The 12,381-nt window shown below is 63.4% G+C and carries 13 protein-coding genes and 1 pseudogene; 8 read left to right on the top strand and 6 right to left on the bottom strand.

Annotated features, from left to right (window positions below):
• Window positions 1-64 precede the first annotated feature (64 nt).
• Entirely contained in the window at window positions 65-307 is a 243-nt protein-coding gene (locus QYH69_RS06635; protein ID WP_308831102.1) for a hypothetical protein, read from the top strand.
• Window positions 308-343: 36 nt separating this feature from the next.
• On the opposite strand, the gene QYH69_RS06630 is transcribed toward QYH69_RS06635, so the two are convergent.
• Entirely contained in the window at window positions 344-1,354 is a 1,011-nt protein-coding gene (locus tag QYH69_RS06630) for a LysR substrate-binding domain-containing protein (RefSeq protein ID WP_308831101.1), read from the bottom strand.
• A 112-nt stretch (window positions 1,355-1,466) separates the two neighbouring features.
• Between QYH69_RS06630 and QYH69_RS06625 the strand changes: the two genes are divergently transcribed.
• From QYH69_RS06625 to QYH69_RS06610, 4 genes are all read left to right on the top strand, one after another.
• Window positions 1,467-1,781, top strand: coding sequence for an NIPSNAP family protein (locus QYH69_RS06625; RefSeq protein WP_075160119.1), 315 nt, complete (start codon window positions 1,467-1,469; stop codon window positions 1,779-1,781).
• A gap of 22 nt (window positions 1,782-1,803) precedes the next feature.
• Window positions 1,804-2,790: a D-2-hydroxyacid dehydrogenase family protein gene (locus QYH69_RS06620; protein ID WP_308831100.1), complete on the top strand. Its 987-nt coding sequence runs from the start codon at window positions 1,804-1,806 to the stop codon at window positions 2,788-2,790.
• 129 nt (window positions 2,791-2,919) lie between these two features.
• Complete coding sequence (locus tag QYH69_RS06615) at window positions 2,920-4,236, top strand: MFS transporter (protein WP_308831099.1); 1,317 nt, start codon at window positions 2,920-2,922, stop codon at window positions 4,234-4,236.
• 224 nt (window positions 4,237-4,460) lie between these two features.
• Window positions 4,461-4,856, top strand: coding sequence for a hypothetical protein (locus QYH69_RS06610; RefSeq protein ID WP_308831098.1), 396 nt, complete (start codon window positions 4,461-4,463; stop codon window positions 4,854-4,856).
• 153 nt (window positions 4,857-5,009) lie between these two features.
• Here QYH69_RS06610 and QYH69_RS06605 read toward each other — a convergent pair whose 3' ends face one another.
• Window positions 5,010-5,300, bottom strand: a complete 291-nt coding sequence (locus QYH69_RS06605; RefSeq protein WP_308831097.1) for a DUF4148 domain-containing protein — start codon at window positions 5,298-5,300, stop codon at window positions 5,010-5,012.
• Window positions 5,301-5,823: 523 nt separating this feature from the next.
• On the opposite strand from QYH69_RS06605, the gene QYH69_RS06600 reads away from it, so the two are divergent.
• A complete protein-coding gene (locus QYH69_RS06600) occupies window positions 5,824-6,558 on the top strand; it encodes a FadR/GntR family transcriptional regulator (RefSeq protein WP_308831096.1) in 735 nt (244 codons plus the stop codon).
• A 54-nt stretch (window positions 6,559-6,612) separates the two neighbouring features.
• Here the strand turns inward: QYH69_RS06600 and glcF are convergent, their stop codons facing one another.
• From glcF to QYH69_RS06580, 4 genes are all read right to left on the bottom strand, one after another.
• On the bottom strand, window positions 6,613-7,842 hold the full coding sequence (gene glcF / locus QYH69_RS06595; RefSeq protein ID WP_308831095.1) for a glycolate oxidase subunit GlcF: 1,230 nt from the start codon (window positions 7,840-7,842) through the stop codon (window positions 6,613-6,615).
• Window positions 7,843-7,921: 79 nt separating this feature from the next.
• A complete protein-coding gene (glcE, locus tag QYH69_RS06590) occupies window positions 7,922-8,989 on the bottom strand; it encodes a glycolate oxidase subunit GlcE (protein ID WP_308831094.1) in 1,068 nt (355 codons plus the stop codon).
• Window positions 8,989-10,488, bottom strand: coding sequence for a glycolate oxidase subunit GlcD (gene glcD / locus QYH69_RS06585; RefSeq protein WP_308831093.1), 1,500 nt, complete (start codon window positions 10,486-10,488; stop codon window positions 8,989-8,991). The genes glcE and glcD overlap by 1 nt, the downstream gene beginning before the upstream one ends.
• 276 nt (window positions 10,489-10,764) lie before the next feature.
• Window positions 10,765-11,655, bottom strand: a complete 891-nt coding sequence (locus QYH69_RS06580) for a LysR substrate-binding domain-containing protein (protein ID WP_308831092.1) — start codon at window positions 11,653-11,655, stop codon at window positions 10,765-10,767.
• A gap of 172 nt (window positions 11,656-11,827) precedes the next feature.
• Here QYH69_RS06580 and QYH69_RS06575 point away from each other — a divergent pair, with 172 nt between their 5' ends.
• Both QYH69_RS06575 and QYH69_RS06570 read left to right on the top strand, forming a co-directional pair.
• Window positions 11,828-12,190 carry a hypothetical protein gene (locus QYH69_RS06575; protein WP_308831091.1) on the top strand — a complete coding sequence of 121 codons (363 nt, stop codon included), beginning with the start codon at window positions 11,828-11,830 and terminating at the stop codon, window positions 12,188-12,190.
• A 113-nt stretch (window positions 12,191-12,303) separates the two neighbouring features.
• Window positions 12,304-12,381, top strand: a pseudogene (locus QYH69_RS06570) (electron transfer flavoprotein subunit beta/FixA family protein); the annotation flags it as partial.

Raw genomic sequence — 12,381 nt, 5'->3', positions numbered from 1 at the left:
CGGTTCGACGCGAACCGCGAGACGGATGAATCAGACGAATCAGCTTCGCCTTCAGGAGTAGAAAATGAGCTTTGCTCCCTCGTTATCGTTATTCATTGGCCTGGGCGTCATGGTCGGCGTGCTGTCGACCGTGCTGGCGATCGCGATCGACCGCATCGACGCGCGCGTTGCGCAACGTTCGTGTGAAAAAGCAATCGCTGCGCGCCGTGCGCGCAAGGAACGCGATGCCCAACGGGCATGGAAAACGCACCGCGACGCATTGCGCCATATCGCGATGGGTATCGCCGCCGCAAAAGCCGTCGACTGACCCCGGCGGCGGCGCGATGCCGTGGAACGGGCGCCGCTACGCTTTGCGCGGCGCAACCTCGCGTCCGGCCGCCGATGCATCGCCCAGCAGCGCCGGGTCGACGCGCACGCCCGGAAAACGGGCCAGTTGCGGCACCGCTGCGCGCACGAATTGCAGCATCGTCGCCGCGGCGGGCGACAGCGATTTGCCCTGCCTGCGCAACACGCCGACCGTGCGTGTCAGCACCGGCTGCGACAGAAGGCGCAGCTTTAGCGTATCGAGCGGCGCGCGTTGCGCGGCCAGCGCCGACATGATCGATACCCCGACTCCGCGCGCCACGAGCGTTTCGATCGTCGACGTATTCGATACGCGATAGCGCGGCTCGCGTACCTCCACGCTCAGGCCCGCTGTGCGGCTCAACTGATACTGCATGCCGAGGTCGGGACTGAAGCCGATGATCCGGTAACCGTCGATGTCGTGCCACGACAGTTCGCCGTCGCTTTCGGCAAGCGCGTGATGGGGGGCGAACACCACGCCGAAACTGTCTTCGAAAAGCGGCTCGAACACGAGTTCGGGGTCGTGCTCCCACGGGCTGCAAATGCCGAAGTCGACGTCGCCGTTGATAATGCGCTGCTGCACCGTTTCCGAATTGTCTTCGCGCAGATAGATGTCGATATTCGGGTACGCATCGATATAAGCCGCGACCGCCTCCGGCAGCAGCAGCGCCATCACCGACGGCACCGCCGCCACGCCCACCTTGCCGCGCTCGCGTTTGCCGAGCGCGCGCATCGTGCGGATCGACGAATCGAAATCCTGCAACAACCTTTCTGCCGAAGGCAAAAACTCGCGGCCCGCCTGCGTCAGATCGAGCCGGCGCGTCGAGCGGTCGAACAGCGCAACGCCGAGGTCGTCCTCGAGATGCTGGATCGTGAGGCTCAACGCCGACTGCGTGACGAACAGCGACTCCGCCGCGCGCGTCAGGCTCCGATGCAGCGCGACCGCAACGAATGCGCGGATATGGCGAATCGAAAGGCGTTTGGAAGTTTTATTCAGCGATTTGTCATTCATCGATTTTGCTCGTGAATCAAGCGAATTTTATCGATTGTATTACTCCATCGAGCGCCACTAGACTTCGCCGCATGACTCAATGAAGCAATGATCGATTGAAGGAGACACACGGATGTTGGTGGATTTGCGCCGCTACACGATCGTGCCCGGCCAGTTGAAGGCTTATCTGGCGCTGTACGAAAAGTACGGCTTGCCTGTACAACGCCGGCATGTGGGCGACCCGCTCGGCTATTTCATTTCCGAAGTGGGCACGCTGAACCAGGTCGTACACCTGTGGGGCTACGAAAGTTTTGAAGACCGTCAGCGGCGCCGCGCCGCGATGGAAGCCGACCCGGACTGGGCCGAATACAAAAAGATGACCGCCCAGGGCTATATCGAGCGTCAGGAAAATCAGCTCGTGATGTCGGCCCCCTGGTCGAAGATCTGAAAGACCCGCACGGAGACCACCCATGAAAGTGATCATTTCAGACGACTACCAGGATTGCGTGCGCACGCTCGATTGCTATGCGAAGCTGGCCGCGCAATTCGACGTCGAGATCCACAACGACACGCTCGAATCCATCGATGACCAGGCGAAACGTTTCGCCGATGCCGACGCACTGCTGCTGATTCGCGAGCGCACGCCGGTAACGGCCGAGCTGCTCGCGCGCCTGCCGAAGCTGAAGTTCATCAGCCAGACGGGCCGCGCCGCGAATCACGTCGATCTCGCCGCCTGCACGGCGCGCGGCATTCCCGTCTCGGCGGAAGGCTCGGCGACGACGGCCGCAGCCGAACTGACGTGGGCGCTCGTCATGGCATCGATGCGCAAGGTGCATGTCGAAGCGAACCGGCTGAAGTCGGGCCTCTGGCAAGGGCATCTCGGCATCGGGCTCAAAGGCCGCACGCTCGGCATCGCCGGCTACGGCAAGATCGGCAGCGTGGTCGGCGGTTACGGGCGCGCGTTCGGCATGCGGGTCGTCGCGCTCGACGATCACGAAACCTCGCGCGCGGCCGCACTGGCCGACGGCATCGAAAGCGAAAGCGACCGGCAGAAATTTTTCGCGCAGGCGGACGTAGTGTGTTGCCATCTGCGCCTGCTGCCGGCCACGCGCGGCTCGATCACGCTGCAGGATCTGTCCGCGATGAAGCCAACCGCGCTTTTCGTGAATACGAGCCGCAGCGAAGTGGTTGCGCCGGGCGCGCTCGAAACGGCACTGAAGGCAGGCCGGCCCGGTTTTGCCGCGGTGGACGTCTATGAACACGAGCCGATTTATGGCGCGGCCCATCCGCTGATCAAGCTCGACAACGTGCTTGCCACGCCGCATATCGGATACGTCGAAAAAGACACGTACGAGCACTACTTCGGCATCGCGATCGATCAGCTGCTCGCATGGCGCGAGGGCAAGCCGGTCAATGTGCTCAATCCGCAGGCGGTCGAGGGTGCCCCGGCCCGTTGAGCGCACGCTGGCCGTGCGTTTCGCCGGTGCGGGTTGCGCGCGGCGTACGGCAGTTGAAAGCCGGATGTTGTAGAAACCCAGAATTGCGCGGTCGTGAGAAGGCCGTTCGCGCCGCTTAGGAGACAGACCTTGGACCACTCTTTGGAAGCATCGACGATCAGCCGCGTCTACCGACGCCTCGTGCCGTTGCTGTTCGTGCTGCTCATCATCAACTACATGGACCGCGTCAACGTCGGCTTCGCCGCGCTGCGCATGAACCATGAGCTCGGCTTCAGCGCATCGGTGTTCGGCCTTGGCGCCGGCATCTTCTTTATCGGCTACGCACTGTTCGAAGTACCGAGCAATATCGCGTTGCATCGCTTCGGCGCGCGCATGTGGATTTCGCGAATCATGGTGACGTGGGGACTCGTTTCCGCGGGCCTCGCATTCGTCCATTCGCAGACGTCGTTCTATGTGCTGCGCTTTCTGCTCGGCGTCGCCGAAGCGGGCTTTATTCCGGGCGTCGTCGCATACCTCGCCTACTGGTTCCCGGTGCGCTACCGCTCGCGCGCAAACGCCGGCGTGATCATGGCCACGGCCGTCGCGTCGGCCATCGGCTCGCCGCTGTCCGGTCTGCTGATGCATGCGCTCGACGGCGCGCACGGCTATTCCGGCTGGCGCTGGATGCTGCTGCTGGAAGCCGTGCCGGCGGTCGTTCTCGGCTTTTTCGTGCTGTTCTGGCTCACCGACCGTCCGCAACGCGCAACATGGCTGCGCGACGATCAACGTGCGTGGCTCGTCAACGAACTCGAAACCGAAGCGTCGAAGCTCACGAAAACCGCCAGCCTGCCGTTTATGAAAATCGCGGTCATGGGGCGCGTATGGAGCCTGTCGCTGCTGTTCGTCTGCTTCCTGACCGCGTTTTATGGCGTGCTGCTGTGGCTGCCGCAGATCGTCAAGAACATGGGTACGTCGACCGATCTGCAGGTCGGCTTCCTGAGCGCGCTGCCGTTCTGCTGCGCGGCCGTGTCGATGTATCTGGTCGCGCGTCATTCGGATCGCGTCGGCGAGCGCCGCATGCATATCGTGATCTGCATGACGATCGGCGGCGTCGCGCTGCTTGCCTGCGCATTCGTGTCGCAACCGCTGATCGGTTTGATTCTGCTGTGCATCGCCGCGGCCGGCATCTGGGGATGCCTCGCGGTGTTCTGGACACTCACCGGCGAATTCCTGACGGGCGCCGCCGTGGCGATCGGCATTGCGCTGATCAACACGATCGGCCAGTTCGGCGGGTTGCTCGGGCCGTGGCTCGTCGGCATCATCAAGGACTTCACGGGGAACTTCGGCGCAGCGCTGATCGCGCTTGCCGTGGCCGCGTTCCTTGCCGCGCTGATCGCATTCCTGCTGCCCGAGCGCGCGACGGTGAAGGAAAGCGAGGCGCTGTCGGAGTCGAGCGCGGTGCAGTGAGCATCTGGCGTGACTGCGTTGAAGTCCCTGCATCGACCTCGCTGCATTAACCTCGCTGCATGAAACCCGTGCTGGAAATGCGCGCCGCGTGGCACCTCGAGTGCGCACGCGGCGCGCGCAAATGAAGTTCAAATGTGCGATGCTTGCGGCTCTTTCATGCGCCGCGCGGCAGCCCCGCCCGCCTGCCCTCCGTATGAGCCTGTTCCGCACGCATTGACGACCCGATGACCACACCGCCCCTTCTCGACTTCGCCGCACTGACCGAACTCGCCTCGCGCTCGGAAGCCGTGACGATTGCATGCGCGTGCCACGCGACGCCGACCGACGGCTGGCAAACGCTGCCGCTGTCGATGCCCGAAGCGCAATTGCGCGAAGCGGGCACGCTCGCGGAACAGCACCAGGACGACGCGACCTTCGCCGAATATCATCCGCACGGCACCCGTTACTGGTCCGCCGATGCGCCGATCGCACCGCGCTATTTCCCGTACAACCGCTGCACGGTGTCGGAGTGCACGGTGTGCGGGCGCAGCTATTTACGCTACGTCGAGGGCGGCGGCTATTTTGTCGATCAGCGCATACGTCAGTTGAAGGCGTCGTTGCTCGTTGATGCGGCGCTGTGAGCATCGAGTGGCGCGCGCCCGCGGCAAACAACATGAATCACGCGGTACGCGCCCCGAACCTCTCGACGTCCCACTCCACTTCGATCGCCCCGCACTTCGCCCGGTTGCGCTCCGGCAATCCGCCTTCGCGTACCGCGGACACCGCGGTGCCCGTCATTTCGACGTAGCGCCCGCGCCCGCTGCCGACGTTCCCGCGGTGCCCGGACCGTAGCCGGACGTTGCCGCCTGGGCCTGTTTCGCGGCAACGCGTGCCTCCGCAGCCTGAATCTCTGCCGGATATGAAGTTTCTGTATCGCCCTGATAGCCGGCAGCGCGCAACTGGGCCAGTTCGGCACGCACTTGCGCACGCGTGATGGTCGAGTGCTGCTGGGCGAATGCCGCGGCAGCCGGTACGGCAAGCGCCGAAGCAACGAGGGACGCAACTAGAGCATGTCGGATCTTCATGATGATTAGCCTCTCAATGAATCAGATAGTGACCTTCGACGATCGGATGCGAACTCGCATTTCGTCGTTGGCTAAAGTCTAGTCATCACGGGCCTGGCGTTTAAGGGTAAATACGGACAGACTATGTTTACGCACAACGCACTAATGGATGCGGACTAGCCCTGCGTCATACGGGGCTGCACCGCCTATTCTTGACACAGTTGTCTAACTATGACGGCATCGGCCGCGTTGGATGCGAAAGAAGGCGACCCGTCTTTCGGCAACGGCGGAAACGGTTCACGAGGCGATGGCAGGAGCGATCCGCCGGCGCGCCTTGCCGGTGGCGACGCGGCGGTTTCGCCTCACGCCCCGAACCACCACTCCCCCGCGTATCAGCCGCAATTGACCGGACTCCTGTTACTGGCTACAGTTGCCCGTTGAAAAACCGTCGGGTTTTCACGGGTCGAGGCGCGGATTCGAGCGCGGATTCGCGCACGGAACCAGGCGCAGGCCCAGGCATACAGTCCATCAATTCAAGGCTCCGATGTCCTACACCCCTATCGTTCCGCCACCGCGATTCCGGCTCTCCGACGCGGTCTGCGACCAGCTCGAGCAGTTGATCGTCGACGGAACGCTGCGGGCCGGCGAAACGCTGCCGTCCGAGCGGGATCTGGCACAGAAGCTCAATGTCTCGCGCCCGTCGCTGCGCGAAGCGCTGTTGCGGCTGGAAGGCAGCAAGCTGATTCAGTCGAAGACGGGCGGCGGCTACGTGGTTGCGAACTCCACCGCGCCGCTGATCGCAGATCCGCTCGCGCATCTGATGGCGCGCCATCGCAAGGCGGCCGGCGATATTCTCGAAATGCGCGAAGGGCTCGAGGCGGTCGCGGTCGAACTTGCGGCGGTCCGCGCAACGAAGACGGACATCCAGAGCATCAAGGAAGCGCTCGCCGAGCTCGAAACCGCATTCAGCAAAGATCACCCGTACGACGTCACGGACGGCGGAGCCACGCTGCCGCAGCTCGATGCCGCGTTCCATTTGCGGATTGCGGACGCCACGCACAACATCGTGCTCGTGCACGTGATGCACGGCATCCACAATCTCGTGCAGAAGTCGATCGAAGAAACGTACGCGACGTTTAAAAAACGTAACGCCGACCTCTTCTATCTCGTGCAGCAGCACCGCACGATTTACGAAGCGATCCGCAAGCACGATCCAGGCGCCGCGCGCAGCGCGCTCGGCACGCACCTCGAATTCATCCGCGAAAACGCTTCGCGCTAGGCGTCACCGTCGCGACCGTCGGACGATTCGCGACGGCCCCGCGGCCGCACACGCTCATGCGTGCGCGAGCGCGTCCTCGACGATCTCGATCCAGTGCCGTACCGGCGTTCGTCCCGCGGCCGAAAGATGCGCCTGGCAGCCGATATTCGCCGTTGCGATCAGATCCGGCTTGCCGCTCTCGAGCGCATCGAGTTTGTTGTCGCGCAACTGCTTCGACAGCTCGGGCTGCGTAAACGAGTAGGTACCGGCCGAGCCGCAGCATAGATGCCCGTCGGGCACCGCCGACAATTCGAAGCCGAGCCGCTGCAGCACGCCCTCCACCGCGCCGCCCAGTTTCTGGGCATGCTGCAGCGTGCACGGGCAATGGAACGCCACGCGGCGCTCGGCTTCGGTGATACGCAATGCGTCGAGATTCTCCGCCGACAACACTTCGACGAGGTCGCGCGTAAGCTCGCTCACACGCCGCGCCTTTTGCGCATAGCGCGGATCGTCGCGCAGCAGATGTCCGTACTCCTTGACGAAGGCGCCGCAACCGCTCGCGGTCTGAATGATCGCTTCGACACGGCCCGCTTCGATAGCCGGCCACCATGCATCGATATTGCGGCGCGCACGATCGAGGCCTGCCTGCTGCGCGTTCAGGTGGTAATCGGTCGCACCGCAGCAGCCGGCTCGCGGCGCGTTTTCGATGCCGATGCCGAGCTTGTCGAGCACGCGCGCTGTCGCCGCGTTCGTGTTCGGCGACAGCGACGGCTGCACGCAGCCCTCGAGCATCAGCATCTGACGCGCATGACGTCGCGACGGGCGTGCCTTCGCGGCAACCTGCTGCGTCGGAATCTTCTCGCCGAGCGCTTTCGGCAACATGGGCCGCACCGCGCGGCCCGCCTTCAGCAGCGTATTGAACACGCCGGGACGTGGAATCACATGGCGCAGCCCGGCGCGCAGCGCGCGCTCACGCAGCGGCCGCTCGATGCGGCTTTCGAGTTCCGCGCGACCGATATCGAGCAGCGAGTGATAGCGCACGCCCGATGGGCACGTCGTTTCGCAGTTGCGGCACGTCAGGCACCGGTCGAGATGTTCCTGCGTTTTTTCGGTCGCCGCCTCGCCTTCGAGCAATTGCTTGATCAGATAAATGCGTCCGCGCGGCCCGTCGAGCTCGTTGCCGAGAATCTGATACGTCGGGCACGTGGCATTGCAGAAGCCGCAATGCACACACGAGCGCAGGATTTCATCGGCTTCGTCGGCGCGCGGCAAACTGCGCGCGCGATCGGAAAGGTTCGTCTGCATGCGGTCCCTTGAATGGCTGCCCTTGCGCGGGCTCGTCTCATGAATTCGGGCGCGCCTGTTCGGTCGCGCGAATGCGGACTTACAGCTCGGCGTACATTCGGCCCGGATTGAAAATACCGTGCGGATCGAGCTTCTGCTTCAGTTGCCGGTGAAAACGCAGCAGCGCGGCCGGCAGCGGCTGAAACGGCTCGACGCCCGCAGCGGGTGTAAAGCACGTTGCGTGTCCGCCCGCCGATTCGGCGATACGCCGGATGCTCGAAGCGGGCGCATTGCTCTTGAGCCAGCGCTGCGCGCCGCCCCAGTCGAGCGCTGCCTCGCCGGGCAGCGCCTCGACGCCGATGTGATTCGGCACGGAAAGGCGCCACAAACATTCGGGACCCGCGAAAAACGGCAGCCGCTGTTCGCGCAGATCGGCCCAGAACGAAGCATCGATCGCGGCGCCGCCGATGCGCTGCGCGGCCGACTGCACCGAGGCCGTGCCGCCCTCGAGCCGCAGATAAAGCGCATCGCCGAGATGACACGCGCCGGTAACCGGTAAACCGGCTCGACGCCACTCGACGATCTTGTCGAGCGCATCGGCCGCGCTCATGTCGACGCGCAGGCAATGCTCGGCGCGCGGTTTCGGCAGCACTTTCAGCGAGACTTCGGCAATCACGCCGAGGCAACCGAAACTGCCGGCCATCAGACGCGACAGATCGTAGCCGGCCACGTTCTTCATGACTTCGCCGCCGAAACGCACATACTTGCCTTCGCTCGTAATGAGCCGGCAGCCGAGCACGAAATCGCGCACCGCGCCAACCCACGGACGCCGCGGCCCCGACAACCCGCTCGCGACGGCGCCGCCGACGGTCGCCTCGCCGCCGAATTCGGGCGGCTCGCACGGCAGCATCTGGCCCGCCTCGTCGAGCACCGCGTTCAGTTGCGCGACCGGCGTGCCGGCGCGCACGGTAATCACGAGCTCGGTCGGGTCGTAGCTGACGATGCCGCGATGGCTACGCATATCGAGCGCTTCGCCTTCGACGGGCCGGCCCAGCGACGCCTTCGTATCGCCGCCGCGAATACGCAGCGGCACGCGCCGCGCGGCCGCCGAGCTCACCTGGTCGATCAGCTCGATGCTGCCGTCGGCGGATTGAAGATCGCGGTGCATCAGAAGCGCTCCAGTTCAGGAAAGGGCAATGCGCCGTGATGCACGTGCATCGCGCCGAACTCGGCGCAGCGATGCAGCGTCGGGATATTCTTGCCGGGGTTCAGCAGGCCTGTTTCGTCGAACGCGGCTTTTACCGCATGAAACACGGTCAATTCGTCGCTGTTGAACTGCGAGCACATCTGGTTGATCTTTTCGCGGCCCACGCCATGCTCGCCGGTAATGCTGCCGCCCACTTCGACGCACAGTTCGAGAATGCGGCCGCCGAGCGCTTCGGCGCGGTCCATTTCGCCGGGCACGTTTGCGTCGAACAGGATCAGCGGGTGCATATTGCCGTCGCCCGCATGAAACACGTTTGCGACGCGCAAACCGTATTCCGTGGACAGGTCCGCGATGCCTTTGAGCACACGCGGCAACTCGCGGCGCGGAATCGTGCCGTCCATGCAGTAGTAATCGGGGGAAATGCGCCCGACCGCGGGAAACGCGTTCTTGCGGCCCGCCCAGAAGCGCTGGCGCTCGGCTTCGTTCTGCGCGAGCCGCACGTCGGTCGCGCCTGATTCGCGCAGAATCGCGTCGACGCAGGCGATGTCTTCGTCGACGTCGGACTCCGCGCCGTCGAGTTCGCACAGCAGGATCGCTTCCGCCTCGACCGGATAACCGGCCTTGATAAAGTCTTCGGCCGCGCGAATCGAGAGATTGTCCATCATCTCGAGGCCGCCCGGAATCACGCCCGCGCCGATGATCTTCGCCACCGCGCCTCCCGCTTTTTCGACGTCGTCGAAGCTTGCGAGCAGGACCTTCGCACTTTGCGGCTTCGTCAATAGCTTAACGGTCACTTCGGTCACGACGCCGAGCATGCCTTCCGAGCCCGTAAACAATGCGAGCAGATCGAAGCCCGGGCTATCGAGCGCTTCGGAACCGAGCGTCAAGCGCTCGCCGTCGATCGTGATCATGTCGACGCGCAGGATGTTGTGCACGGTGAGCCCGTATTTGAGGCAATGCACGCCGCCCGCGTTTTCCGCGACATTGCCGCCGATCGAACAGGCGATCTGCGACGACGGGTCCGGCGCGTAGTAAAGACCGTAAGGCGCCGCGGCATGCGAAATCGCAAGGTTGCGCACGCCGGGCTGCACGCGTGCGAAGCCGGCGTTCGCGTCGATCTCGACAATCTTGTTGAAGCGCGCCATGACGAGCAGGATGCCCTTTTCAAGCGGCATCGCGCCACCCGAAAGACCCGTGCCCGCGCCGCGCGCCACGACCGGAATGCGGCGCGCGTGCGCATATCTGAGCAGCGCCTGAACCTGCTCGACGCGTTCGGGCAGCGCTACGAGCAGCGGCGACGTACGGTATGCCGACAGGCCGTCGCATTCGAACGGACGCACTTCCTCGCGCGAATGCAGCAATTGCAGGTCCGGCAGCAGGTGCTGCAGTTCCGCCACGACCGTTTCGCGGTCGTGCGACGCGAGCGCTCCATCGAGCTTCTCGTCGTAAAGGTAACTCATTGCGTCTCCTTCGGCTGGCTGGTCAACTGGTCGACCACCCGACCAGTTATCAATGCTAGGGGCGTGTCAGCCACCCGGAAACCGGTAGAAACCCTGGCATCACGTGAAATTCGCCTGCGCCCCGCTTTGCACGCGTAAACGTATAGCTTCGGCAAAGATTCCGTTGTTCGGTGCCGAAATCACACGCGGATCGCGGTCTCGGAAACGTCGCGGCATCGCGCCATGCCGGGCGTGCCATCGGCCAGATTGACCGGAGCGTGTCGTGGGCGTGGGAGATTAATCGGCTTCTGCGGTCAGCATATCGATCAGTTCGCGCGAAAACTGCGGCAGATCCTTGACGCTGCGCACACAGATTTTCAGCTTGCGTTCGGACCACGCGTCATTCAGGTTCACGATGCGGATATTCATCGTCTTCGCATGCCGCGCCGCGACCGAACCGGGCACGATGCCGATGCCGACGCCGGCCTCGATCATCCGGCACGCGGCCTCGAAATTGCCGACCTGGATGCGCAGCTTGATGCGCCGCCCGAGCGCATCGGCGGCGATATTGATGAACGAGTGAATCGCGCTCGACGTCGGCAGGCCGATATAGTCTTCATCGAGCGTTTCCGCGAAGTCGACCGCGCTGCGTTGGGCAAGCGCATGATCGGGCGCGGTGACGAGCACGAGGCGATCGTCGCGATACGGCAGCATTTCGAGGTGCCCGGTATCGACGTTGCCCGCAACGATGCCGATATCGGTCGCGCCTTCCGTGAGCCCTTTGACGATTTCGCCGCTCAGTACTTCGCGCAGTTCGATATTCACGTCCTGGTGTTCGCGAAGAAACCGGCTCAACACAGCGGGCAAAAATTCGCTGATCGCCGTCGTGTTCGCCCAGACGCGCACATGTCCTTTGATGCCTTCGCCGTAATCCTGCATGTCGGCGGCCAGCCGTTCGGTTTCTTCGAGCACGAGGCGCGCATGACGCACGAAGGTTTCGCCCGCGGGCGTGAGCGTCATGCCCTGGCTCGTGCGATAGAGCAGACGAAAGCCGAGCCCTTCTTCGAGATTCTTGACACGGTTGCTCGCGGCCGGCGCGGACAGATGACAACGGCTCGCGGCGCGGGCGAGATTCTTCGTGTCGGCAAGCGCGGTCATGAGGCTCAGGTCAACGAAGTCGAAGTGCATGGGCGGTCGATGCGCAAAGGAAAGCTTCGATGGTAACGCGATATGCGCAACGCAAGACGCACCATGAGCGGCCACTACCTTCGACTACGCCGTACGGTCGACACTGGAAACGTCCGCAACCGGACATGTCGTCGCGCAACCGCGCCTCACTAACCTCTCAATAGGATTCAGCATGCCAATCAGTGGCCCGACAACCCAAACAACCAATAACGGCCCTTCGGTCACGACGGAGCAAATACCCTTTTACAAGCCGAGCTCGAACCTGATGCCGCCGGCGCCGGGCCAACAACCTGACGGCTACAACACGCTCGCCACGTTCAGCGGGCTGCCGGATGGCAACACGGCGAAGGCCGTCATTTCCCCGGATCACAAAGTGTTGCAAAGCCAGATGTTCGGTCCCGACGGAAAGCAGATCGGCATGTCCACTTTCGATGAAGATACCGGCGTGATCCAAACGCTCAGCCACCGCAAACCGGACGGCGGCGTCGAGGTGAGTGTCCTTAAAAACGGAAAACTGACGCCTTCCGAAACGTAATACGCACGACCCGGTTAGTCCACGCCTAAGCCCCCCTTCAGCAATTGACAATTCCTCTCGCACCCGGGTTCTGTCACAGTCCGAATGATTGAACCTGATCAGAGGAGCCAAGCTTGAAAATTCTGGTGCCAGTCAAAAGGGTGGTCGATTACAACGTGAAGGTGCGCGTGAAATCGGACCACACGGGCGTG

It is taken from the genome of Paraburkholderia sp. SARCC-3016 (assembly GCF_031119615.1).
In the GTDB taxonomy this organism is placed as follows: Bacteria; Pseudomonadota; Gammaproteobacteria; order Burkholderiales; family Burkholderiaceae; genus Paraburkholderia.
Note: the sequence above shows the minus strand (reverse complement) of the source record. Positions and strands in the feature narration are given on the sequence as shown.

Bases quoted from the DNA above. Each gene is read 5' to 3' on its own strand.
- QYH69_RS06600 (WP_308831096.1), top strand. From the start codon at position 5,824: ATGTCCTACACCCCTATCGTTCCGCCACCGCGATTCCGGCTCTCCGAC.
- glcD (WP_308831093.1), bottom strand. From the start codon at position 10,488: ATGAGTTACCTTTACGACGAGAAGCTCGATGGAGCGCTCGCGTCGCAC.
- QYH69_RS06575 (WP_308831091.1), top strand. From the start codon at position 11,828: ATGCCAATCAGTGGCCCGACAACCCAAACAACCAATAACGGCCCTTCG.
- glcE (WP_308831094.1), bottom strand. From the start codon at position 8,989: ATGCACCGCGATCTTCAATCCGCCGACGGCAGCATCGAGCTGATCGAC.
- QYH69_RS06605 (WP_308831097.1), bottom strand. From the start codon at position 5,300: ATGAAGATCCGACATGCTCTAGTTGCGTCCCTCGTTGCTTCGGCGCTT.
- QYH69_RS06620 (WP_308831100.1), top strand. From the start codon at position 1,804: ATGAAAGTGATCATTTCAGACGACTACCAGGATTGCGTGCGCACGCTC.
- QYH69_RS06625 (WP_075160119.1), top strand. From the start codon at position 1,467: ATGTTGGTGGATTTGCGCCGCTACACGATCGTGCCCGGCCAGTTGAAG.
- glcF (WP_308831095.1), bottom strand. From the start codon at position 7,842: ATGCAGACGAACCTTTCCGATCGCGCGCGCAGTTTGCCGCGCGCCGAC.
- QYH69_RS06580 (WP_308831092.1), bottom strand. From the start codon at position 11,655: ATGCACTTCGACTTCGTTGACCTGAGCCTCATGACCGCGCTTGCCGAC.
- QYH69_RS06610 (WP_308831098.1), top strand. From the start codon at position 4,461: ATGACCACACCGCCCCTTCTCGACTTCGCCGCACTGACCGAACTCGCC.
- QYH69_RS06630 (WP_308831101.1), bottom strand. From the start codon at position 1,354: ATGAATGACAAATCGCTGAATAAAACTTCCAAACGCCTTTCGATTCGC.
- QYH69_RS06635 (WP_308831102.1), top strand. From the start codon at position 65: ATGAGCTTTGCTCCCTCGTTATCGTTATTCATTGGCCTGGGCGTCATG.